Source organism: Sphingomonas mollis (genome assembly GCF_016427505.1).
GTDB lineage: Bacteria > Pseudomonadota > Alphaproteobacteria > Sphingomonadales > Sphingomonadaceae > Sphingomonas > Sphingomonas mollis.
This window is the reverse complement of sequence record NZ_JAELXS010000002.1, coordinates 86,955-111,107: the sequence shown is the minus strand read 5'-3', so window position 1 is coordinate 111,107 and position 24,153 is coordinate 86,955. Positions and strand designations below refer to the sequence as shown.

20 protein-coding genes and 1 pseudogene are annotated in these 24,153 nt (G+C 63.9%); 10 read left to right on the top strand and 11 right to left on the bottom strand.

The annotated features are described in order from the left end of the window. Positions 1 to 11: 11 nt before the first annotated feature. The 3 genes from JAO74_RS03955 (at position 12) to JAO74_RS03945 (ending at position 3,313) form a co-directional block, all read left to right on the top strand. Complete coding sequence (locus JAO74_RS03955) at positions 12 to 1,193, top strand: acyl-CoA dehydrogenase family protein (protein WP_199035377.1); 1,182 nt, start codon at positions 12 to 14, stop codon at positions 1,191 to 1,193. 69 nt (positions 1,194 to 1,262) lie between these two features. Continuing rightward, positions 1,263 to 2,390, top strand: a complete 1,128-nt coding sequence (locus JAO74_RS03950; RefSeq protein ID WP_199035374.1) for an acyl-CoA dehydrogenase family protein — start codon at positions 1,263 to 1,265, stop codon at positions 2,388 to 2,390. 44 nt (positions 2,391 to 2,434) lie between these two features. After that, positions 2,435 to 3,313, top strand: a complete 879-nt coding sequence (locus tag JAO74_RS03945; RefSeq protein ID WP_199036056.1) for an acyl-CoA thioesterase — start codon at positions 2,435 to 2,437, stop codon at positions 3,311 to 3,313. 5 nt (positions 3,314 to 3,318) lie between these two features. On the opposite strand, the gene JAO74_RS19020 is transcribed toward JAO74_RS03945, so the two are convergent. From JAO74_RS19020 to JAO74_RS03925, 5 genes and pseudogenes are all read right to left on the bottom strand, one after another. Then, a complete protein-coding gene (locus JAO74_RS19020) occupies positions 3,319 to 4,005 on the bottom strand; it encodes a methyl-accepting chemotaxis protein (RefSeq protein WP_269845922.1) in 687 nt (228 codons plus the stop codon). Between the two features lie 27 nt (positions 4,006 to 4,032). Beyond that, positions 4,033 to 4,233 (bottom strand): annotated as a pseudogene (locus JAO74_RS19230) (hypothetical protein); the annotation flags it as partial. A 159-nt stretch (positions 4,234 to 4,392) separates the two neighbouring features. Continuing rightward, the gene (locus tag JAO74_RS03935; protein ID WP_199035360.1) at positions 4,393 to 5,184 is read right to left on the bottom strand and encodes an SDR family NAD(P)-dependent oxidoreductase; all 792 of its coding nucleotides are present in this window, start codon (positions 5,182 to 5,184) and stop codon (positions 4,393 to 4,395) included. 15 nt (positions 5,185 to 5,199) lie between these two features. After that, positions 5,200 to 6,180, bottom strand: a complete 981-nt coding sequence (locus JAO74_RS03930; RefSeq protein WP_199036054.1) for a phosphotransferase family protein — start codon at positions 6,178 to 6,180, stop codon at positions 5,200 to 5,202. A gap of 68 nt (positions 6,181 to 6,248) precedes the next feature. Further along, a complete protein-coding gene (locus tag JAO74_RS03925; protein WP_199035359.1) occupies positions 6,249 to 7,511 on the bottom strand; it encodes an acyl-CoA dehydrogenase family protein in 1,263 nt (420 codons plus the stop codon). A gap of 145 nt (positions 7,512 to 7,656) precedes the next feature. Here JAO74_RS03925 and JAO74_RS03920 point away from each other — a divergent pair, with 145 nt between their 5' ends. From JAO74_RS03920 to JAO74_RS03895, 6 genes are all read left to right on the top strand, one after another. Continuing rightward, entirely contained in the window at positions 7,657 to 8,889 is a 1,233-nt protein-coding gene (locus JAO74_RS03920) for a TetR/AcrR family transcriptional regulator (RefSeq protein ID WP_199035354.1), read from the top strand. A gap of 68 nt (positions 8,890 to 8,957) precedes the next feature. Further along, complete coding sequence (locus JAO74_RS03915; RefSeq protein ID WP_199035352.1) at positions 8,958 to 9,647, top strand: glutathione binding-like protein; 690 nt, start codon at positions 8,958 to 8,960, stop codon at positions 9,645 to 9,647. 14 nt (positions 9,648 to 9,661) lie between these two features. Beyond that, the gene (locus tag JAO74_RS03910; protein ID WP_199035350.1) at positions 9,662 to 10,447 is read left to right on the top strand and encodes a thioesterase family protein; all 786 of its coding nucleotides are present in this window, start codon (positions 9,662 to 9,664) and stop codon (positions 10,445 to 10,447) included. Positions 10,448 to 10,570: 123 nt separating this feature from the next. Then, positions 10,571 to 11,035: an EF-hand domain-containing protein gene (locus tag JAO74_RS03905; RefSeq protein ID WP_199035348.1), complete on the top strand. Its 465-nt coding sequence runs from the start codon at positions 10,571 to 10,573 to the stop codon at positions 11,033 to 11,035. A gap of 43 nt (positions 11,036 to 11,078) precedes the next feature. Further along, positions 11,079 to 11,798, top strand: a complete 720-nt coding sequence (locus JAO74_RS03900) for a response regulator (RefSeq protein WP_199036052.1) — start codon at positions 11,079 to 11,081, stop codon at positions 11,796 to 11,798. Further along, entirely contained in the window at positions 11,795 to 13,144 is a 1,350-nt protein-coding gene (locus tag JAO74_RS03895) for a sensor histidine kinase (protein WP_233150659.1), read from the top strand. Before JAO74_RS03900 ends, JAO74_RS03895 begins: the two co-directional genes overlap by 4 nt. Here JAO74_RS03895 and JAO74_RS03890 read toward each other — a convergent pair. Further along, positions 13,128 to 14,171, bottom strand: a complete 1,044-nt coding sequence (locus JAO74_RS03890; RefSeq protein ID WP_199035344.1) for a LacI family DNA-binding transcriptional regulator — start codon at positions 14,169 to 14,171, stop codon at positions 13,128 to 13,130. The two genes, JAO74_RS03895 and JAO74_RS03890, sit on opposite strands and share 17 nt — an antisense overlap. A 199-nt stretch (positions 14,172 to 14,370) precedes the next feature. On the opposite strand from JAO74_RS03890, the gene JAO74_RS03885 reads away from it, so the two are divergent. Next, a complete protein-coding gene (locus JAO74_RS03885) occupies positions 14,371 to 16,515 on the top strand; it encodes a glycoside hydrolase family 97 protein (protein ID WP_199036050.1) in 2,145 nt (714 codons plus the stop codon). A 40-nt stretch (positions 16,516 to 16,555) separates the two neighbouring features. On the opposite strand, the gene JAO74_RS03880 is transcribed toward JAO74_RS03885, so the two are convergent. The 5 genes from JAO74_RS03880 to JAO74_RS03860 form a co-directional block, all read right to left on the bottom strand. Continuing rightward, positions 16,556 to 17,848, bottom strand: a complete 1,293-nt coding sequence (locus JAO74_RS03880; protein ID WP_199035343.1) for an MFS transporter — start codon at positions 17,846 to 17,848, stop codon at positions 16,556 to 16,558. Next, the gene (locus JAO74_RS03875) at positions 17,845 to 19,965 is read right to left on the bottom strand and encodes a M3 family metallopeptidase (protein ID WP_332908725.1); all 2,121 of its coding nucleotides are present in this window, start codon (positions 19,963 to 19,965) and stop codon (positions 17,845 to 17,847) included. Before JAO74_RS03875 ends, JAO74_RS03880 begins: the two co-directional genes overlap by 4 nt. 83 nt (positions 19,966 to 20,048) lie before the next feature. Beyond that, entirely contained in the window at positions 20,049 to 20,810 is a 762-nt protein-coding gene (locus JAO74_RS03870; protein ID WP_233150658.1) for a Crp/Fnr family transcriptional regulator, read from the bottom strand. Between the two features lie 173 nt (positions 20,811 to 20,983). Next, positions 20,984 to 22,396 carry an alginate export family protein gene (locus tag JAO74_RS03865; RefSeq protein ID WP_416194288.1) on the bottom strand — a complete coding sequence of 471 codons (1,413 nt, stop codon included), beginning with the start codon at positions 22,394 to 22,396 and terminating at the stop codon, positions 20,984 to 20,986. A 233-nt stretch (positions 22,397 to 22,629) separates the two neighbouring features. Then, a complete protein-coding gene (locus JAO74_RS03860) occupies positions 22,630 to 23,964 on the bottom strand; it encodes a dicarboxylate/amino acid:cation symporter (RefSeq protein ID WP_199035340.1) in 1,335 nt (444 codons plus the stop codon). Between the last annotated feature and the right edge of the window lie 189 nt (positions 23,965 to 24,153).

The following is a 24,153-nucleotide window of genomic DNA, read 5'->3' as shown; positions in this document are numbered from 1 at the left end:
GAGAGGATGTCATGACCGATCTCGATAGGTTCCGCACGGACACGCGCGCCTGGTTGACGGCAAACTGCCCCGCCGCAATGCGTCAGCCGCTCCGTTCCGACGACGACGTGTGCTGGGGTGGCCGGCGTTATGCACCGTCCAGTCCCGAACAGAAACAATGGCTGGACGCGATGGCGGCACGCGGGTGGACCGTGCCCGACTGGCCGATACAATATGGCGGCGGGGGTCTTTCACCGGCAGAGACGAAGGTTCTGCGCGAAGAGATGGCCGCGATCCGCGCCCGGTCGCCGCTCAATTCCTTCGGTATCTCCATGCTGGGACCCGCGCTTCTGAAATACGGCACCGAGGAGCAGAAGCTCGATCACCTGCCCAAGATCGCCCGTGGTGAAATCCGCTGGTGCCAGGGATATTCCGAACCCAATGCCGGGTCCGATCTCGCCAGTCTGGCGACGAGTGCGGAGGATGGCGGCGACCATTACATCGTCAATGGGCAGAAGGTGTGGACCAGTTACGCCGACAAGGCCGACTGGATTTTCTGCCTCGTCCGAACGTCAAAGGCCTCCAAGCAGGGTGGCATCAGCTTCGTCCTGTTCGATATGGCATCGGACGGCGTATCGACCAGGCCGATCCTGCTGATCTCTGGAAATTCGCCCTTTTGCGAAACGTTCTTCGACAATGTGAAGGTGCCCAAGGCCAACCGCGTTCACGACGAGAACAAGGGCTGGGACGTCGCGAAATATCTGCTCGGCCATGAGCGCGAGATGATATCCGGCATGGGCCTTGGCGGATCGGGCAAGAACCCGCTGATCGCCGGTGCCATCGCCACGATAGGCCTGGACCATGACGGTCGGCTTGCCGATCCGATCCTGCGCGCGCAGATCGCCCTGTTCGAGGTGCGGGCCCAGGCCTTTTCCGCCATGTCGGAGCGCTTCATCGACGAACTGAAGGCGGGTCGCGCGCACCCTGCCCAGCCATCGATGATGAAATATTATGGCACCGAGCTGAACAAGGATCGTCACGAACTGATGATGGCGGCGGGTGGATCGGATGCGCTGGAATGGGAAAGCGACGCGTCGAACACCGGCGCCATGCCCCGCGCCTGGCTACGAACGAAGGCCAATTCGATCGAGGGTGGTACCTCCGAAATACAGCTGAACATCATCGCCAAGCGCATTTTGGAGCTGCCCTCCTGATCGTTGATCGACGGATCACGATTACCCTCATGACAGCAGACTCCGGTCCCGGCCGGAATGGAGGTTCACATGCCCCTCTACCTCGACGACGACCAGACGGCGTTGCAGGACACGATCCGCGATTTCATCGCCGATGCCGCGCCGGTTTCGCATCTGCGCGCGCTGCGCGATGCCGATGATCCAGCCGGCTTCAGCCGCGATCTTTGGAAGCGATTTGCCGACATGGGCTTCACCGGCATCCTGATCGACGAAGCCGCCGGGGGCCTGGGTCTCGGCCATGTCGAGGCCGGTGTCGTGCTGGAGGAGATCGGCCGCAACCTTTCGCCCTCCCCGTTCCTGACCACCGCCGTTGCCGCGGTCGAGGCGTTGCGGGGCTCTGCGCAAGCGGATCGCTGGTTTTCTCGTATCCTTGCCGGCGAGACCGTCGCGGCGCTGGCGATCGACGAAGCGGCCAAACATCGTGACCGCATCGAATTGACGGCAACGCGATCCGGTAACGGCTTTCGTCTGACGGGGGCGAAGCGGTTTGTGACGCATGGGTATGTCGCCGATCTGTTGATCGTTGCAGCCCGGACGGCCGGCAGCGAAGCGGATCGCGACGGCATCACCCTGTTCGCCATCCCGCGCGATGCCGCGAACCTGACGATCACACCCGCGCGTCTGGCGGACTCAAGCATTGCCGCCCATTTGGCATTCGAGGGCGTGGACGTGGATGCCGATGCGGTGATCGGCGAAGTCGATGCCGGACGCGCGCCGCTCGACCGGTTGCTGCGCGCCGGACGGACGGGCGCGTCGGCGGAGCTGCTGGGCGTCGGTGGCGGTGCGATGGACATGACGATGGGCTATCTGAAACAGCGCAAGCAGTTTGGTCAGGCAATCGGCAGCTATCAGGCGCTGCAACATCGCGCCGCGCATCTGTACAGCGAGATGGAGGTTGCCCGCGCTGCCGTGCTGAAGGCGCAGCAACTGCTCGATGCCGATTCCAACCGCGCGGATGAGGCGGTCTTGGTTGCCAAGGCGATGTCGGGCATGGCGACGACGCTGTCCGTCAACGAGAGTGTCCAGATGCATGGCGGCATCGGCATGACCGACGAATATGATGTCGGCTTCTATATGAAGCGTGCGCGGGTGTTGACCGAACTGTGGGGCGACCCGAATTTCCATGCCGATCGACTGGCGATCGCCGCCGGCTATTGACGCTGTTTCGGGCGACCGCGAAGGCAGGCGGCATGGACCAGAACATGCCTGTCGATGTCGATCCCGCCGCCCTGGTAGCGGGGCTCGTCACACTGCTCGATGTCGAACAGATCGATGTCGACCTGTTCCGCGGCGCTCGCCAGCCCGGCGGTGAGGGGCGGGTGTTCGGTGGCCAAGTGATCGCCCAGGCGTTGCAGGCGGCTCAGCGATCGACCGATGCGCCTAAGGTCGCCCATTCGCTGCACGCGTATTTCATGCGGCCGGGCGACGAGAACCACCCGATCGTCTTTCGCGTCGTGCGCGATTTCGAGGGGCGCAGCTTCGCCACCCGCCGGGTGATCGCGATGCAGCGCGGCAAACCGATCCTCAACATGGCCTGTTCGTTTCAGGTGCCCGAGGAAGGCTTTACGCATCAGGATACGATGCCGGACGTGCCGGCGCCGGACACGTTGGCGAGCGAAGCGGCGTTGCGACGGGCGATGACCGACCGGATACCGCCGGAATATCACCGCGTATTGCTGAGGCCGCGACCGATCGACATCCGGCCGGTTTGCCCGCGTAGCTGGATCGATCCGGCACCGGGCGACCCCGTTCAGGCGATGTGGTTCAGGCTGGTGGCGCCGATCGGCGACGATCCGGCGCTCCACCGCGCGGTTCTGGCCTATGCTTCCGACATGGGGCTGCTCGGGACGGGAATGATCCCGCACGGCGTCGGCTGGATGAATCTGAAGATGCAGGTCGCGAGCCTCGACCATGCGTTGTGGTTGCACGAGCCGTTCCGTGCCGACGAGTGGTTGCTCTACGCGATGCGTAGTCCGTGGGCCGGCCATGCCCGTGGTTTTAATCGTGGATCGGTCTTCACACAGGATGGGCGGCTGGTGGCGAGCGTCGCGCAGGAAGGTTTGATCCGCCAGCGCGGTTGATCCGCTCAGTCGGCGATCATCCGTCGGGCAAGGGCGGTCGCCTTGCGCGTGTCGCTGGCCAATTTCTTCACCTCGGCTGCTACGACGGAAAAGCCAAGTCCAGCTTCGCCGGCGCGTGCCGCTTCGATACTGGCGTTCAGCGCCAGCAGGTTCGTTTGCGTAGCGATCCCGGCGACGGTTTCGACCACCTTGCTCAACTGAACGATCAGTTGTTCGGCTTCCCGCCGACGCGCCTCGGCCTCGTTGCGGAACCGGCCGGTTTCCTCCAATCGGGCGGCGACCTCTTCTTCCAGACGGAACTGCGCCGTCACGTCGGTGGCCAGCTTGACGATCTTCACCGGCTTTCCGGTCACGTCGAGGATCGGCGTATAGGTCGCCTGAATCCAGCGCGACGAACCGTCCGCGGCGATGCGGCGGAAACGATCGGCGACGAAACGGCCGCTGCCAAGCATTGCCCAGAATGCGCGATATTCCGGACTGGCGACATGGGCCGTGTCGCAGAAGATGCGGTGGTGCCTGCCGAGGACTTCTTCGTGCCGATAACCGAACAGTTCCAGGAAGATATCATTCGCTTCCAACACGGTGCCGTCGATGTCGAATTCGATCACCGCCTGCGATGCGTCGATCGCGGTGCGCCAGCGCTCGGCTTCGTTGGCGCGTTGCCGTGCGGCCGTGATATCGTGTCCGATCATGATGATACGGATCACCGATCCGCAGTCATCGACGATCGGATAATAGGCCGCATCGATCCAGATCGGGCGATCGCCATGGTCGCGACCCTGATATTGGCCGAGGACGGAATGGCCGCTGCACAGCCGAGTCCAGGACTGCCGGGGATCCTCACCTTCCGTGGCTTCCCAGACATCATCATGCGCCATGCCCAGAATGGCATCCCGGCGCCGATCCAGCATGCCCAGCATTCGATCGTTCACATCGACGATCCGTCCGTCAGGCGTGAAGGCCATCACTGCCTGCGCGCGCTGAATGGCATCCCATACAGCGTCGGCAATGACATGATCGGTGTCGGCAGATCGAACCATGTCGTTCAGGTAGCAAAGGATTATATAATGGCGCGTAAACTACGCGGCGGTTATCCCGTATTCCTGCCGGATGACGGGATGACTGGATGACAGCCCACCATCGGCGACGATCGCCTGCCCGTTGACGTAGCTTGCGTCATCGGAGGCGAGAAAAAGCGCCACCCTGGCCAGCTCCTCCGGCGAGCCGCCGCGACGCAGCGGGTTCAATCGGCCGACCCGGTCCAGTTTCCCGACTTCACGCGCGTGATCGAAGACCACCTGCGTCATCCCCGTTTCGGTCAGTCCGGGTAACAGTGCATTCGCCCGCACGTTCGATCCAGACAATTGCTGGGCGGCGACCTGAGCCAGATTGATGACACCGGCCTTCGAAGCGGAATAGGCTGGCGATCCGGCGCCCGATCGCAGTCCCGCGACACTGGCGGTGAGGATGATCGCGCCGCCGCCGCGCGCCGCGATCCGTGGGGCGGCGTGCTTGATGGCCAGGAACGGGCCGATCAGGTTCACGCGGAGCACCTCGGTCATCAAGGCTACGTCGGTATCGAAGATATTCGCCATGCCACCGGAGATGCCGGCATTGGCGAACATGATGTCCAGTCCTCCATGCGCTTCCTCGGCGAGCGCGATCATGCGTAGGACGTCGTCTTCTCGTCCCGCATCGATCCGGATCGCACGCGCTGCCGGGCCGATCGTAGCCGCGGTTTCCTCCGCTCCTTCGGTCAGATCCGCGACCACCACCCGCGCGCCCTCGGCCGCGAAGGCGATCGCGGCAGCCCGCCCGATGCCCGATCCCGCACCGGTGACGATGACCGACTTTCCTGTGAACCGTGCCATCGCGCTCTTCTCCCTTTATGCCCCTGCCCGTTCGGCAAAGGCCCAGGCGGCATCCGCCAGTCCGCCGACCCGCGCCGCGGTTTCCTGCGCCTGGGCACTGGCCGCGTTACCGTCGATGATCCGGCGCTTGATGCCCTGTACGATGCCGGTCAGCCGGAACAGGTTATAGGCAAAATACCAGTCGAGCTGCGGCACGCCATCTCGGCCGGTTGCCTTGCAATAGCGTTCGACGACCTCTTCCAGCGTCGGAATGCCCGTATCCGGGCCTGTCAGGCCCAGCACGCCCGACCGGCCCTCTGGCGCCGTTACCCAGTTCATCAGGAGGTAGGAGAAATCGGCGAGCGGATCACCCAGCGTCGATAGCTCCCAATCCAGCACCGCCAGCACGCGCGGGCCGCGGTCGGCGAAGATCATGTTGTCGATCCGGTAGTCGCCATGGACGATCGACGTACGGGTCTGTTCGGGAAGCGTCCGTGGCAACCAGTCGATCAGCCGCTCCACCGCCTCCATCCGTTCCGTCTCGGCGGCGCGATATTGCTTGGTCCAGCGTGCGACCTGCCGTTCGAAATAATTGCCCGGTCGGCCGTAATCCGACAACCCCGCCGCTGCGTAGTCGGTCTGGTGCAACGCCGCGAGCGTGTCGACCATCGCATCGTAATGCGCCCGTCGATCGGCAGGCACCAAACCGGGCATCGCGCCGTCCCAGATCGTCCGTCCGGCGATCAGTTCCATCACGTAGAAGGGCGATCCGATGACCTGATCGTCCTCGCACAACCCCAATGGCTGCGGCACCGGAAAGCCGGTCGGGTGAAGGCCGGCGATTACGCGAAACTCGCGTTCCACCGCGTGGGCGGAGGGAAGGATCGGACCGAACGGTTTGCGCCGCAGGACATAGGCCCGAGCCTGCGTATCGATCCGATAGGTCGGGTTCGATTGACCGCCCGAAAACCGGCGATAGGTCAGCGGCCCGTGAAAGCCATCGACATGGGCCTGCATCCAGTCGCCCAGCCGGTCCAGATCCAACCGGTCGCGGGTCGCCACCTCGATCGTGCCGTCCGGTGCGGTCACCGGACGGGTCGCTCTGCCGCCACGTCACCATATTTGCCGAATTCGGCGCGGGCGATGGAGCGGTTGTGGACCTCGTCCGGGCCATCGGCGAAACGTAGTGTGCGCATCGCCGCCCAATCATGGGCGAGTGAAAAGTCCTCACTGACGCCGCCGCCGCCATGCGCCTGAATGGCGTCGTCGAGGATTTGCAGCGCCATCGTCGGGGCCGCGACCTTTATCATCGCGATTTCGACCTGCGCCGCCTTGTTACCTGCCTTGTCCATCATGTCGGCGGCCTTCAGGCACAACAGGCGGGTCATCTCGATGTCGATCCGTGCCTTGGCGACGCGCTGTTCCCATATCGAATGATCGGAGATGCGTTTGCCGAACACGATGCGTGATTGCAGGCGCTTCGCCATCGCCGCCAGCGCGGTTTCGGCGACGCCGATTGTTCGCATGCAATGATGGATGCGGCCCGGACCCAGCCTTCCCTGCGCGATCTCGAACCCCCGCCCCTCGCCCAGCAGGACATTCGAGGCGGGTACGCGGACGTCGGTCAACGACACCTCGCCATGGCCGTGCGGTGCGTGGTCGTATCCATAGACCGACAGCATCCGTTCGATCGACACGCCGGGCGTTTCCATGTCGAGGATCATCATCGACTGCTGGCTGTGCCGTGACCCTTCGAAGCTGGTCTTGCCCATCAGGATGGCGACCTTGCAGCGCGGATCGCCGACGCCGCTCGACCACCATTTGCGGCCGTTGACGACGTAATCGTCGCCATCGCGCACCATGCTGGTCTGGATATTCGTCGCATCGGACGAGGCCACCTGCGGCTCCGTCATCAGGAAAGCGGAGCGGATGTCGCCGTTCATCAGCGGACGCAGCCATCGTTCCTTTTGCTCGGCGGTGCCATAGCGCAGGAACACCTCCATATTGCCCGTGTCAGGGGCCGAGCAGTTGAAGCATTCCGAGGCCCAGCTGATCTTCCCCATCTCTTCGGCACATAGGGCATATTCGAGGTTGGTCAGCTGCGTCCCCTCGAACGTGAAGCTATCGTCGACATGGGCGCGGCCGGAGCGGGGCGGCATGAAGAAGTTCCAGAGACCGGCTGCCTTTGCCTTCTCTTTGACCTCCTCGATCACGGGCAACACCTTCCAGCGCTCGCCGGTATGACCTTGTGCGATATAATCGGCGTGCCTTGGCCGGATTTCACGGTCGATGAACGCCTTCACCTGTTCCCTGAAATAAGTTTCGCGCTCGCTCAGCGTGAAGTCCACCGGCACTCTCCAGCCATCGTTGTCTTTCTTCTCCTAGACCGTACCGGATGTTCGGTAAAGCCGTAGACCTATCCGAAAAGTGCCGTGTATGAGGATACCGGAAAAGGGACTGGCTCTGCAAAGGGAAGCTGGTACAGATGGCAGGATGACGGCGGACGAGAGCGTAGAAATCGGAACAAAGCGCTTTCGCGCCAAGCGCGACGCGATCCTCGCCGCCGCGGCCGAGGCGATCAACGAACAATCGGCCAAGGGCATGACCTTTGCCGATGTCGCCCGGCGGGTCGGGCTGAACACCACCAGCGTCACCTATTACTTCAAGCGCAAGGAGGATCTGGCCGCCGCGGCGTTTGAGAATACGCTCGATCGCCTGATGGAGATGCTGGAGGACGCGCTGCGCGCCGATACCCCCCGCGCCCGCGTCGCGCGCTATCTGCGGCTCAACATGGAACGGCTGGAGCGGATCGACCGGGGGGAAGAAACCGCCTTTGCCGTGCTGTCGGACCTGCGCGCCACGGAAGATCCGATCCGTTCGCGCCTGATGGCGGGATGGCAAAAGGTGTTTCGCACCACCCGTGCTCTATGGGGCGATCCCACCAGCCGGTCGCTGAAGGACCTGACCAGCGCGCGGGCGCATGTACTGCTCGAAAACACATTCTGGCTGCCGATCTGGATTCAACGATATGATGCCGATCAGTATCCGCGGGTGGAAGCGCGGTTGATGGACGTCTTCGCGAACGGCATCGCCGCATCCGATGCGCGTTGGGCACCGACGACGCTCGACCTGAGCCATGACGAACGCGAGCCCGGCCGGGCGGCCTTCCTGCTGGCGGCGACGCGCCTCATCAACGAACTGGGATATCGCGGTGCGTCGGTGCAGCGGATCGCATCGGAACTGAACGTCACCAAGGGCAGCTTCTATCACCATCTCGATGCGAAGGACGAGTTGGTCACCGCCTGTTATCGGCGGTCTTTCGATACGATATCCGAGGCGCAGGTACTGGCCGATGCGCGCGATGACAGCCATTGGCAGCGATTGGCGAGCACGGTCGCGACCCTGCTGGACGTGCAGTTTGCCGAGGCCGCGCCGCTGTTGCGCACCACGGCGCTGAGTGGATTGCCGGCCGGCGTGCGCGACGCGATGGTCGATCGGTCGAACCGGATCGCGCGCCGCTATGCCGGCACGATCATGGATGGCGTGGCGGAGGGGTCATGCCGTCCGGTCGATGCGCTGATCGCCGCACAGGCGCTGATGGCGCTACAGAATGCCGCGTTCGACATGCGTAAATGGGCAGGCACGATGCCGCGCGATCGCGCCGTGGCGATGTATGCGTCGACGCTGCTGTACGGCCTGTTCGACGACCGGATGGCCGCGGCCTGATTACCCGCTCCTTTCGGGGTCGTCGGGGACCGCCCATATTCAGCGCGACCCTGTAAGGAGCAACCCCGATGATCGATCTGCATTACTGGCCGACGCCCAACGGGCACAAGATCACGCTCTTCCTCGAAGAGACTGGCCTCCCCTATCGCATCCTGCCGGTCAATATCGGCAAGGGTGAACAGTTCGTGCCCGATTTTCTGGCGATCGCGCCAAACAACCGGATGCCGGCGATCGTGGATCATGAGCCGAGCGATGGGGGCGCACCGGTTTCCGTATTTGAATCCGGCGCTATCCTGTTGTATCTCGCGGAGAAGACCGGCCGCTTCCTGCCGACGGATATGCGTGGCCGGGTGGTGACGACGCAGTGGCTGATGTGGCAGATGGGTGGTCTTGGTCCGATGTTGGGGCAGAACCATCACTTCAATCGCTATGCGCCGGAGAAGATCCCCTATGCGATCGACCGATATGTGAACGAAACCAGCCGTCTATACGGTGTACTCAATAGACAGCTGGAGGGGCGTGACTTTATCGCCGGTGACTATTCGATTGCCGACATGGCCTGTTATCCCTGGATCGTTCCACATGAAGCGCAGGGCCAGAAGCTGGAGGATTTTCCCCATTTGCACCGTTGGTTCGATCGCATCGCTTCGCGGCCGGCGACCGTCACGGCCTATGCGAAAGGGAAGGAAATCAGCGAACGCAACGTCGTGGACGATGAGGAGGCGAAGAAGATCCTCTTCGGCCAGACGGCGCGCTGACCGGTTGGACGTCCATGGGCAGTGAGACACTTGGGGTAGGCGCGCTGATCGCCGCGCTGAAGCCGTCGGGAGATGGTTGGCAGACGACTGTCCCCGATGGCTGGTTGCAGGGGCGTACCGCTTATGGCGGCCTGTCGAGTGCGCTGGCCCTGCACGTCGCACAACGGTCGGACGTCGATCTGCCGCCGCTTCGATCGGCGCAGATCGCCTTTATCGGTCCGCTTTCCGGCGTCATCACCCTACGCGCCGAGCGATTGCGGCGGGGCCGTAACGCGGCCTATGTCCAGGTCGATATCAGCGGCGATGCGGGGCTCGGACTGCGCGCGATGTTCGTGTTCGTGGCGACGATGGCATCGTCGATCGACCATCGGACGGGTCGGCATACCGATTGCCCGCCACCTATGCTCGAGGAGCCGGGTTCCTTCGGCATTCCGGCAGTCGCGTTCACGAAGAATTTCGAGTTCATCGACCGGCCCGATGCGACGACGCCGACGGCATGGCGGCGATGGGTGCGATTGCGTGACCGCACCGCCCTCGATCCGGCGGTGGAATTGCTGGCTGTTGCCGACTGCCTGCCGCCAGCGGCGTTGCGGCTGATCGGCCGGCCGGCGCCCGTCAGTTCGATGACGTGGCTCGTCAACCTGTTGATGCCGGTGCCACGGACGCGAGACGGCTGGTGGTTGCTCAATGCGCACACCGATCACGCCAGCGAGGGATATTCCAGCCAGCGGATGGCCGTGTGGAATACCGATCTGACGCCTGTCGCCGAGCAGATGCAGGGTGTCGCGATCTTCGCCTGAACAACCCGTCCGTACAAATTGCGACACATCGTCGGGTCGATCGACACAAGGATGCGACAGTGGTGGGCGATAGGATGATCCATTCGGCACGCGGATGGTCCACGCGCCGGCCGGAGCTATCCGATGATTATCTCGCTGCTGCTCGCCGCCATGACTCAGACCGTCACTCCACCTGCCCCACCCCCCGGCGGCCCCGCCGGGCTTCGCCGTGCCGATGCCAATGGCGATGGCATCGTGACCCGTGCGGAAGCGATGGCGCAGGCGAATGGGATGTTCGCCCGCATGGACAGCAACCATGACGGCAAGGTTACGCCCGAAGAGCGGCGGGCCGCGATGGAGGCGATGCGGGCGGAACGGCGCGGCGATGGCATCGGTCGTGGCGGACGTGGTAGGGGCATGGGCGGTGGGATGGGCAGCGGCGGTGACCGGGAACTGACGCTGGAGCAATCGCGCCAGATGGCGGCGAACCGTTTCGATCGGCTGGATACGAACAAGGATGGGCGCCTCGATGCGGCCGAACTGGCCGCTGCCCGCCCCGGCCCCCGCCCGCCGCGCGGCGACGATGCGCCGCCACCCCCGGCGCAATGATCCACTGTTTCCAGAGACCGGCGTCATGCTAGACCCCGGCGTCATGGGAGATCTGCCGCACCTGCTGCTCGTTGATGACGAACGTTCGATCCGTGAACCGCTGGCGGTGTATCTGGGCAAACAGGGTTTCCGCGTCACCCAGGCGGGCGATGCAGAGGGTGCGCGGTCCCGATTGGCGGCATATGCGATCGATCTGGCGATCATCGACATCATGATGCCGGGCGAGGACGGCCTGAGCCTGTGCCGCCATATCGCCGCGACCAGCGACGTGCCGGTCATCCTGCTGACCGCCCGTGCCGAGGAAACCGACCGGATCGTCGGGCTGGAAATGGGCGCGGACGATTATGTCGTTAAGCCGTTTTCGCCGCGCGAACTGGCCACGCGCGTCAAGGTGATCCTGCGGCGGACGCAGGGCGGCGGTACGCGCCAGCATGCGCCGGAGACGGGCTCCTATGCCTTTGCCGGCTGGGTCCTGAAATCGGGCGAGCGCGCGCTGGTCGATCGCGAGGGCGTGTCCGTGCCGCTGTCGACGGGCGAATTCAATCTGTTGCTGGCGCTCGTTACGCGTCCCCGTCAGGTGCTGACCCGCGACCAGTTGCTCGACCTGACGCAAGGCCGCGAAGCCGCTGCGTTCGACCGGGCGATCGACAATCAGGTCAGCCGCCTGCGACGCAAGATCGAGGCGGATGCGAAGGCGCCCGATATCATCAAGACGGTATGGGGCGGCGGCTATACGCTGGCCGCCGAAGTGACCCGGCTTTGACCGTCCTATCCCGCCTCTGGCCGCGCAAGCTCGCGGGCCAGATCGCGCTGCTGATCGCGCTCGCGCTGTTCGTCGCGCAGGCGATCAATTTCACGCTGTTGCTGCGGGAACGGCGGTTCTTCGCGCTGGCGCAGATCACCGGGCCCGCCGCGACGCGCTTTGCCGATGCGATCGAACGCAGTGCGCAAGGCCGACCGCCGGTGGCCGATCGTGGTCGGGTGCGGCTGGTATCCGCCAACCCCGTTCCGGCCACGCTGCCGCGCGAGCCGGAGGTCGAGAAGTCCTTACGGTCCGGGCTTGCGGAATCGGGCGTACAGGTCGGTCGCATCGTCACCGGCCTCAGCCCGCTTCGTGTCGACAGTCCGTTGCTGCGCCGTCTGCCCGTCAGCCGGCGACGTTTTCTGATGCGGAGTGCCGATGAACTGGTGATCGCGGTCGAGCGGCCGGGGCTGGGCTGGCTGGTCCAGCGCATGCCCTGGGGCGCGCATGACATCGGCCTGGTGTGGCGGCTGGCCGGTCAGACGGCGATCCTGTTCGTCATCGTGCTGCTGCCGGTCCTTTGGGCGGTCCGGCGCCTTTCCCGACCCCTGCGCGATCTGACGGCGGCGGCCGAGCGTTTCGGTCCGGGCGAACCCGTCGCGCCTGTTGCGGTCAGTGGTCCTGACGATGTCGCGGCGCTGATTACTGCGTTCAACGGCCTGCGCCTGCGCGTCACGGCGATGCTGGATGAAAAAGACCGGATGCTGGGCGCGATCGGCCATGATCTGCGCACGCCACTGGCGGCATTGCGGGTGCGGATCGAATCGGTGGAGGACGAGGCGGATCGGCTCCGCATGATCGACACGATCGCCGATATGAACCGGACGCTGGACGATATCCTGTCGCTCGCCCGTCTTGGGCGGCCCAGCGAACCACTGACCGAGGTCGATCTGGCCGCGCTGGTCGATGCGGTGGTCGAGGATTTCCGCGATCTGGGCGCGCCGGTCTCGTTCGAGGATATCGACCGGCTGCGCATGCGGCTGCGCCCGGCCCTGATGCGTCGCGCCGTCCGCAACCTGATCGAGAACGCGGTGAAATATGGCGAGGTGGCGGAGGTCAGCCTCCGGGCCGAACAGCACGCCGTGGCGATCGTCGTGGCCGATCGCGGTCCCGGTATCCCGGCCGACCGGATGGGCGACGTCTTCGATCCGTTCACGCGGCTGGAAACATCACGCAATCGCGAGACGGGTGGGATAGGCCTGGGGCTGGCACTGGCCCGTGCCATCGTGCGCGAAGCGGGGGGCGAGGTCGTGCTGGCCAATCGTCCTGAGGGCGGCCTCGCCGCGACGATCACGCTGCGTCGTTGATATCGCCGGACGATCGACGCACCGTCAGTCGCGTCGGCAGGACGAGGTTGGCGACAGTGTCGCCCTTGATCCGGGCAAGCAACAGCTCGACCAGCCGTCGCCCGGCGGTGCCGGCGTCCTGTACCACCGTCGTCAGCGGCGGATTGGCGAGGCTGGCGGCGGGGATATCGTCGAACCCGACGATAGCGACGTCGGCAGGTACGGTGATCCCCGCCCCCGCCAGCACCCGCATCGCCGCCAGCGCGATCAGGTCGCTCGCCGCGACGATGCCGTCAAAGGCGACGCCCCGGTCCAGCAATTCCCGCGCGGCCCGTACGCCATCTTCCTCGGTCGATATGGATGATACCTGCAACGCCGGATCGGGTGACAGGCCCGCCGCCGCCATTGCCTGTGCATAGCCACCATAGCGATCGTGAAATTCTGGATAATGATCCGTTGCATCGCCAAGGAACGCGATCCGTCGCCGCCCCCGTTCGATCAGATGCGCCGTGGCCGCCTGCCCGCCAGCGACATTGTCACACCCCAGCGTCAGGCCCGGCTGGCCCGGCGTGACATGGCCCCACCGCACGAAATGCGTACCCTGATCGACCAGATCGATCAGCCGGTGATGATAATCGGCATAATCGCCATAGCCGAGCAGGATCAGGCCATCGGCCCGGTGGCTCCCCTCGTAATCGCGATACCAGTCGCCCGACATCTGCTGGAACGACACCAGCAGGTCGTAGCCTGCCTTGGCGCATGTCTCCATCATCGATCCCAGCATCGCCAGGAAGAAAGGGTTTATCAGCGTGTCGTTGGGCGTCGGATCACGGAACAGCAGCAGCGCCAGCGTGCGGGTCGCGCCGGATCGCAGGTTCGATGCCGAGCGATCGACCGAATAGTTCAGTTCACGCGCGATCGTCTCGATCCGCTGGCGCGTAGCGGCGCTGACGGTCGTGCTGCCGCGCAGTGCCCTCGACACGGTCGGCTGCGACACCCCTGCCAGATGGGCGATATCGAACGAAGTGGCTCTGCGCTGGCCCGACACCGGGTGGAATATCCTCTCTTGCCACACCGTCGGGACGGTCGTTGCCGGGCTCCACAGCCCGAACTTCTCGCCTCCGCCAAGCGATGCTTTGGTCGAATACGTATGTCATCCTCTTGGCAACGGCAACGACAGGTTGGATCAGAGAGGCTGCAAACGGTTGTCACGCCAGATCGGCGGGCAGGATCGCGAGAGGATATCCATGTATTTCGCCAAACGCCGCGACAGTTCGGCCGATCGCGCGCTGCGCACGGGCCTGGCCCTGGGGGCATTGGCGTGCGCCTTGTGCGCAGCCTCGGGCACCGACGCGCAGACGGCGCCTGCCTCGGTACCCGCCCCGACACCTGCCAACGAGACGTTCAAGTTCGTCCCGCAGGCCAATGCGCCGGGTGCCGAGGAAACCTCACCCGATGGCACGATCAAGGTATCGGTGACCACCGATCCGGATGGACGCCCGCTCTATGCGATCACCCGTGGGGCAGAGACGATCATCGCGCCGTCGCGCCTCGGCTTCCTGTTCACCGATCAGCCGAAGATCGAACGCGGTATGCGGATCGAGCGCGTCACGCACGGCAAGGCGGATACGACCTGGACACAGCCTTACGGCGAATGGCACCGGATCCGCGACAATCATCGCGAGATGCGCGTCCGGCTGACCGAGGTCGGCAATCTGCAGCGCAGTTACGACATCGTATTCCGCATTCAGGACGATGGCGTCGGATTCCGGTACGAGGTGCCGGATCAGGCGAACCTGCATGGCGCGAACATCGCCGACGAGCTAACCGAGTTCACCTTCGCCGAGGGCGGCACCGCCTGGTGGAAGCCCGCGTTCCTGTGGAACCGCGAGGAGTATCTCTACGAACGTACCCCGCTGGCGGCGGTGGGCACCGCCGCCACGCCGATCACCATGAAGCTGGCGAGCGGCACGCACGTCGCACTGCATGAGGCGGCACTGGTCGATTACGCCTCGATGGCGGTCATGAAGACGACGGGGAACACCCTCAAGACCGTGCTGACGCCCGGTTCGGGTCGGCCAAAGGTGGTGAAACAGGGTAGCTGGACGACGCCGTGGCGGACGCTCATCATCGCGAGCGATGCGCCGGGGCTGTACATGAGCCATCTGGAGCTAAACCTGAACGAACCCAACAAGCTGGGCGACGTGTCATGGGTGAAGCCGGGCAAGTTCGTCGGCGTGTGGTGGAACATGATAAAGGGCGACTGGACGTGGGCGCGTGGCCCCCGCCACGGCGCGACCACCGCCAACGTCAAGAAATATATCGACTTCGCCAGCCTGAACAAGATTCCGGGCGTGCTGGTGGAGGGCTGGAACATCGGCTGGGACGGCGATTGGGCGGGGCATGGCAGCGCGATGCAGTTCGCTCGGCCGACGGAGGATTTCGACGCCGTCGAGCTGGCCCGCTATGCCAGGGCGAAGAACGTGTACATCATCGGTCATAACGAAACCGGCGGTGCCGCCACCCATTACGAGGGCCAGTTCGACGCGGCATTCCGCTATGCCGCCGATCACGGCATCCCGACGATCAAGACCGGCTACGTCACCGACGCCGGCCAGATCGAACGCATCAATCCGGACGGCACGATCTCACGCGAATGGCACGAGGGGCAGTGGATGGCGAACCATCATCTGCGCGTCGTGCAATCGGCCGCGAAGTACAAGGTATCGATCGACGCGCATGAGCCGATCAAGGACACCGGCCTTCGCCGCACCTATCCCAACTGGCTGGCGCGTGAAGGATCGCGCGGGATGGAATACAACGCCTGGCCGGGGAAGAACCCGCCCGAGCACGAGGCCAATCTGGCGTTCACCCGGATGCTGGAAGGACCGATGGATTTCACGCCGGGCGTGCTCAGCCTGACGGGAACGGACAACAGCCCGATCCTGTCGACCATCGCCAAGCAGCTGGCGCTATATGTCGTGCTCTATTCGCCGGTGCAGATGGCGGCCGATACGCCGGAGAATTATGCAAAATATCCGGATGCGTTCAGGTTCATCCGCGACGTTCCCGTCGATTGGGAGGAAACGCGCGTGCTGAATGGCGAGGTCGGCGATTATGCTACCTTCGCCCGGCGCGATCGCAACAGCCGTGACTGGTATATCGGCAGCATCACCGATGAAAATGCGCGTAGCCTGACGGTGACGCTCGATTTCCTCGATGCGGGCCGCACCTATACCGCCGAAATCTATAGCGATGGTCCCGACGCCGATTACAGGACCGATGCCCGTCACGCGATCGCGATCGAGACGAAGCAGGTCCGCAAGGGCGATACGCTCAAACTGGCACTGGCCCCCGGCGGCGGTCAGGCGATCCGCTTGCGGGCGAAGTGACGAGCCCGGGCCGTGCCTGCCGAGGCACGGCCCCAGTCGTTCAATCCTCGATGATCTGGCTGTTGCGGCCGGTGTCGCGCATCCGCAGATATACGATCAGCGACACGCCGATCAGCGCCGTGACGTACCAATAGAAGCCGCGCTCCATCCCCTCGTTCTTCAGCCACAGCGCGACATATTCCGCCGTGCCGCCGAACATCGTGTTGGCCAGTGCATAGGGTAATGCGACCCCCAGCGCGCGGATATGCGCCGGGAACAGCTCGGCCTTCACCACCGCGTTGATCGCGGTATATCCCGTCACGATCACCAATGCGGCCGTCACCAGCGCCCAGGCGGCATAGGGATTCGTCACCGTTTCCAGCGTGGTGAAGATCGGCACCGTCGATACCAGACCCAGCACGCCGAACCCGACCATCAACGGCTTGCGCCCGATCCGGTCGGACAGCGCGCCCGCCGCCGGCTGCATCACCGCATAAAGGGCCAGCGCCGCCGTCATTACCACCGTCGCCGTTTCGCGGCTGAACCCGGAGGTGTTGACCAGGAATTTCTGCATGTATGTGGTGTATGCATAGAAGGCGAGCGTGCCGCCGGCGGTCAGCAGCATCACCGTGATCGCCTCTCGTGGATGCTCGCGGAACAGCAGCATCCCGCTCGACTTCTTCTGCTCGTTGCCGTGATTGTCCTTCTTCGCATTCTGGAACGATTGCGTCTCCATCAACCCGCGACGGATGCGGAATACGATGATCGCCAGCAGACCGCCGAGCGCGAACGGCACCCGCCAACCCCAGCTTTCCAGTTGCGCCTCGCTCAGGACCGCCTGCAGCAGCAACAATACGCCCAGCGCCAGCAACTGCCCCGCAATCAGCGTGACGTACTGGAACGACGAGAAGAACCCGCGCCGCGACTTGCCGGCCATTTCCGACAGATAGACCGCGCTCGCGCCATATTCGCCGCCGACGCTCAATCCCTGCATCAACCGCGCCGTCACCAGCAACGCCGGCGCGACCCAGCCGATGGAGGCGAACCCCGGACAGATGGCGATCAGGAACGATCCGGCGCACATCAGCGTGACCGACACCGTCAGCCCCGCCTTGCGCCCGTGGCGGTCGGCATAGATGCCCATGATCCACGCGCCGATCGGGCGCATGATGAACCCGACCGCGAATACTGCGGCCGTGCTCAGCAACTGTGCGGTCGGGCTGCCCCTCGGGAAGAACACCGGCGCGAAGTAGAGGCCGAACGCGGAATAGACGTACCAGTCGAACCATTCGACCAGATTGCCCGCCGATCCGCCGAGGATCGATTTCAGCCTGCCTGCCGGTGCGCCGCTCACTTGCCCGCTCCCTCGAAGCCGCGCTTCTTCAGCAGGGCATGAACATCGGGATCACGGCCACGGAATGCCCGGTATGCCTCTGCCCGGTCGGTCTCGTTGCCGGTCGACAACAATATCCGGGCGAAGCGATCCGCCGTCGCCTTATCCCATGGGCTCCCCGCTTCCTCGAACGCGGCGAAGGTGTCCGCGTCCATCGTCTCCGACCACAGATAGCTGTAATAGCCCGCCGAATAGCTGTCCGACGAGAACAGGTGATTGAACTGCGGCAGGCGGTGCCGCATCACCAGTTCCTTCGGCATGCCGATACTCGCCAGCGTCTCGCGTTCGAACCGGTCCGGATCGACCACTCCGTCGGGCAGGGAGTGCAGCTTCATATCGACGATCGCCGACGACAGATATTCGGTCGTCGCAAAGCCCTGATTGAAGGTCTTCGACGCCTCGATCTTGTCCAGCAGCGCCTGCGGCATCGCCGCCTTCGTCTGGTAATGCCGGGCATATTTATCGAGCACGTCGCGGGTCAGCAGCCAATGCTCGTTCACCTGGCTGGGATATTCCACGAAATCGCGCGGCGTGCCGGCGAGGCCCGGATAATACACGTCCTGCAGCATCGCATGGATGGCGTGGCCGAATTCGTGAAACAGCGTCTGCGCGTCGTCCAGACTGATGAGCACCGGCTCGCCCGCCGCCGGCTTGGCGAAATTGTTGTTGTTCGACGACAGCACCGTTTGCACCGGTGGCATCCGCCGCTGCCCGCGATAGGTGTTGGCCCATGCGCCGGACCGCTTACCCGTGCGCGCGAAATCGTCGCGGTAGAACAGGCCAACTTCCTTGCCCGCGCGCGTCACGTGCCACACCCGCATGTTCGGCTCAAACACGGGGACGGTGCCGGAGATCTCCTTGAACTCCAGGCCATACAGCCGGTTGGCGGCATAGAGCGAACCCTGGATGATGTTGTTCAGCTCGAAATACGGCTTCAACTCCGCCTGATCGAGGTCGTAGCGTTCCTTGCGAACCTTCTCCTGATAGAAACGGTAGTCCCAGGGTTCGATCGTCAGGTTCGTGCCCGCCTTGCTGGCGATCGCCTGCATGTCGCGCACTTCTTCGGCAACGCGGGCCTTGGCGAAAGGCCAGACCCGCATCATCAGATCGGTCGCGGCTGCCGGTGTCTTCGCCATGGTGTCCTGCATCCGCCAGTCGGCATGGGTCTTGAACCCCAACAGGTGTGCGCGATCCGCCCGCAGCTTCACGATCCGCGCGATCGTAGCGTTCGTATCGTTGGCATCGCCATTGTCACCGCGGTTGACGAACGCCCGCCACACCGTCTCGCGCAACGCCCGGTCGGTGGCGAAGGTCAGCACCGGATCGACCGCCGAGCGTGTGTTGACGATCGCCCAGCCCGGCTGGCCGCGTTCCGCCGCCGCCGCCTTCGCGACCGCCTTTACGCTGGCCGGTACGCCCGCCAGTTGCGCCTCGTCCGTCACCGTGATCGCCTTGCCCTCGTCGGCGAGCAGTTTTTCGGAAAATTCGGCGAAGGCGGTCGCCAGTTGCTGGTTGTACTGCGACAGTCGGGCTTTCTGCGCCGCGTTCAGCTTTGCGCCCTGCCGGACGAACGAGTCATAGGTCCGCGTCACCAGCCGCTGCTGCTGCGCATTAAGTGAGGCTCGCTTGGCATAAACCGCCTCGATCCGCGCGAAGAGCTTCGGATCGAAGGTGATCTCGTCCTGCGCAGCCGCGAAGCGCGGCGACCATTCGCGATCGAGCGCCTGATAGGCCGGCGAGTTCATGTTGCCGGTCATGACACCGAACAGCGTCATCACCCTGCCCAGTCGCTGCCCCGCCAATTGCATCGGAACGAAAGTATTGGCGAAAGTCGGCGTGGCGGGATCGTCGGCGATCAGCCGATAATCGGCGCGGCGTTCGGCCAGGGCCGTCTGGAAAGCACCCGGAAACATGGCCGGCGTCACCTTGTCCCACGGCGGTACGCCGCCATAAGGGCCTGCCCAATCGGCGAGCAGTGGATTGGTCGCCGCCGTCACAGTGGGCGTCGACGAGGTCTGGGCCATGGCGGTGGACGCCATCAACGCGGCGCCACCAGCCAGCAGGAAAATCGATCGCACATGTCACTCCCGGTACTGTGAATATCCGGAGCATAGAGAGATCGGTGCCGATCGGAACCCCGGCGGGTATCGGCGGCAGGCGCTCAGCGCCTCCCGACGGACATCGCAGACATGTCGCTGCCGGACTGGACATACAGGTATGAAGGATCGAATTCGGCCAGCGTCACCAGTTTCGGCCAGTTGACGATCGTCGCCATGCCGCTGCGGAATATCAGTAACTCGCGTTCGCGCAGTGATCGAAGGACCCGGTTCACATGCACGACGGTCAACCCGCACGCCTCCGCCAGATCGGCCTGCTTGAACGGCAGCGCGAAGCGGTCGTTCTCCACCAGCCCCACCATGTCCAGCCGCGTCTTCATCTCGCACATGAAATGCGCGACGCGGCCATCGGCATCGAGCCGGCCGAGGCGGAATATCCACTCGCGGTGGATGGCCGCATCGAGCAAGGTAGAGAACCACAGCATACGGGTAAGATGCGGCCGCGGGGCGATCAGTTGCTCCAGCGTGTCATGCGTCCAGCTGGCGACCCGCACCGGTCCGACCGTCGCCACATCATGATCCAGTCGTTGCAACGGCAATGCGTGGAGATCGACGAAATCGCCCGGCACCTGGATCGCGACCAACTGCCGATAGCCGGCCCGGTCGTCCATGTAACGGCACATGAAACCGTCGAGCAACATCGTGCTTTCGACCACTCGCTCACCCGCACGCACCAGAATGTGCCGTGCTGGTAAGTCGCGGATACCTTCCACGCTCGTTTCCAGCAGGCCGATTTCTTCCGCGCTCAGCCGATCATGGCCACGCCCGCGCAGGAACTTGTCGGTAACCCGCTGCATCTTGTGCATCGTCGTTCGGTCCTTTGGGCATCACGTCCAGGCATAACGGGCAGGAAGACGTTCCGGATGCCTGCCCGGATCATATCCTAGCACCTTCGATCGTGACCGCGAAGGAATTCGAAACCCAACAAACGTCCCCATCGACAGGACGACGGGGACGTTCGGAAAAACAGGCCGGCGTTTCAGAAGCGGAAGGAGATCCATCCGGCGAGAAAGTCGGAACTCGCATAGCCGGCACGTGTCAGGGCCGGTCCCGCCGACAGATGCTCATACCGACCCGTGATGCTCAGGCGTGGCGTGATCGGATAGACGACCTGCAGTCGCGCCGTATCCGCGATCTTGCGACTGGTGACGTTCTGGGTGCCGGCAAAGGCGCTACCATTTGCCCGGTACACCGCATCGCGCACCGTGTCGCGCCATGAAAACTGGTACTCCGCAGAGATGCGCAGCTTGCCCAGTGCCGTGAACGTATAATTCGGTGCCACGGCGATCAGGTTCGTCGGCGTCGCGAACAGCTGATAGCTGTAATAGATGTTGTTGCCGAACGGCGCGAGCGAGGTCCGCAGCTTGCCGCCGTCATACGAGCCACCACCCGAAGCATAATCGACGTGGACGCCGATACGCGGCGCGGCGCGATCCTTGCCCAGGCGATAGGTCTGCGCCATCAGCAGCAACCACGCCTCGATCGGCCGGCCGTTATAGTCGCCGCCCTGATAATTCACCGTCCAGTCTAGATTGACCGGGCCGGCATCGCCCCAGACGTGCAGGCCATAGAAGTTGCGAACCTCCCGCGCCGTCGTTCGTCCCCAAACCGCGGCATCGTTGCGGAGACGCCAGACGAAAGGATCGACGTAGATCTTCGATCCGCCGAACCAGTCCTTCGGCAGGACGATGCCCGTCGATACGCCGGAGAAGCGACGGCCCTTGTCACTGATATCGTCACCGGTACCCTGCACGCCCAGACGCGTCGTGTAATAATCGAAGATGTCGGCACGTACCTTGTTCGATCGTGCCCAGGCGCGGACGCCGTTATAGACGAAGAAGATCGTGTTGTTGTCGCGCGGTACGACCATCAGGTTGGGGCCGTCGGCGAAGGTCTGACGCCCGTAACGAACGCCGACATCGACGTCGGCGACCGTGCCGGTCACATCGACGAACGATTGCTGGACGACCAGATCGTTCTTGAGCGTCGCGGCCGGGGTGCCGAGGTTCACGCCGCCAAGACCGCCATGCGCCAGTTCGCCGAAGACACGGACATGCTTGCCCAGATGCAGATCGGCACCGCCGACGATGCGATTGATATCCTGCCGCTGCGCCTCGGTTTCGCGTAGGTTGGGATTGGTCGTCTGGTTGACCCGCAACCGCAATTCACCGGACAGCGTCAGGTAGATGTCGCCATCCGCATCGAACGGGATGAATTTCAGGCGGTCGAGGAAATCGTCGCGCTTTTTCGGGTGGCGGTATCTGGTCCAGTCTTCCGCCCAGCGCGACTGATTGTAACCGCCGGCCGTCACCCCCTCGCCGAGCGCCTCGGTCGGATAGCCATCGGCGATCGGCGCGGCTGCGCTTGGCGGGGCCTGATCCTTGGCGGTCATCCGTTGCGCCGCACTGGCGTCGGTCGTCGCTGGTGTCGCAACCACGGTCGGCGACACGACATCCGCAAAAGCCGGGGCATCCGCCATAACGGCGACAAGCGCCATGACACCGCCGCCAAGGGCGCGGCTTGAGATATTCTGCATCATCTTATCCACGCTGGAAGAGAGAAATTGGGCGGATCGCACCATCCACTATAGCGGCGGATGGCGCGATCGGCGGGAGCAGCGCGATATTACTCGGCCGGAACCGCCCCGGCACCCAATTGATCGACCCGCAGTTCCTCGCCACGCATCGCCGCGTCGAAGCGATCGCGGTCCAGCGCGCCCTCCCACCGGGATACGACCACCGTCGCCACCGCATTGCCGATGAAGTTCGTCAGGCTGCGGCATTCGCTCATGAAGCGATCGACGCCCAGGATCAGCGCCATGCCGGCCACCGGCACCGACGGGACGATCGACAGGGTGGCTGCCAGCGTGATGAAGCCGGCCCCGGTGACGCCCGCTGCGCCCTTCGAACTCAGCATCGCGACGCTCAGCAACAGGATCTGCTGACCCAGCGTTAGATCGACGTTGGTCGCCTGCGCGATGAACAGCGCCGCCAGCGTCATGTAGATGTTGGTGCCGTCGAGGTTGAACGAGTAACCGGTCGGCACCACGAGGCCGACCACCGACTTCGGACAGCCGGCGCGCTCCATCTTCTCGATCAGGGCGGGCAGCGCGCTTTCCGACGACGATGTGCCGAGCACGAGCAGCAATTCCGCCTTCAAATAGCTGATGAGCCGTAGGATCGAGAAGCCGGCGAGCTTTGCCACGGTGCCGAGAATGACGAGCACGAACAGCAGCGAGGTCAGATAGAAGGTGCCGACGAGCGCCGCGAGGTTGGCGAGCGTGCCGACTCCGTATTTGCCGATGGTGAAGGCCATGGCGCCGAACGCACCGATCGGCGCGACCTTCATCACGATCGCGACGAGCTTGAAGAAGGCCACCGAGATATCGTTGAGGAAGTTGAGGACGCCCTCGCCCCGCTCACCCACCAGCGCCAGGCTGACGCCGAACAGGATCGCGACGAACAGGACCTGCAGGATATTGCCCTCGGAAAAGGCGGAGACGAACGTGTCGGGGATGATGCCGGTCAGGAACCCGGTGATCGTCGTATCGTGGGCCTTGGCGGTGTAATCGCTGATCTTGGACGCATCGAGCGTCGCGGGATCGATGTTCAGTCCCGCGCCAGGCTGGATGACGTTGGCAACGATCATGCCCACGATCAGCGCGAGCGTGGAGAAGAAGAAGAAATAGACGAATGCCTTGCCGGCGACCCGGCCGACCGATGCCAGGTCACGCATGCCCGCGATACCAGTGACGATGGTGAGGAAGATGACGGGAGCGATGACCATCTTCACCAGCTTGATGAAGGCGTCGCCGACCGGCTTCACCGATTCGCCCGTCGCGGGATAGAAATGCCCGAGCAGGACACCGGCGATGATCGCGATCAGCACCTGCGCGTACAGATGCTTGTACCAGGGTTTGGCGGCGGGCGGCAGCGGGGCCGGATGCGTGACGTCGATCATAAGGCTGGACCTTTCATCCTCTGGGTCGTTTCCGCTTCTGCAGGCGGGCTACGTGATGGTTGATTTTGCGGGCACGGCCGATCGCTGGCAAGTTTTTGCGAATGCCACCCAAGGTTCTGAAATATAACGCAAATTGTTCAGTCTTGAGCGTGGCTTATACGCCGGCACTGTTGCCTTCAGGCATGGAAT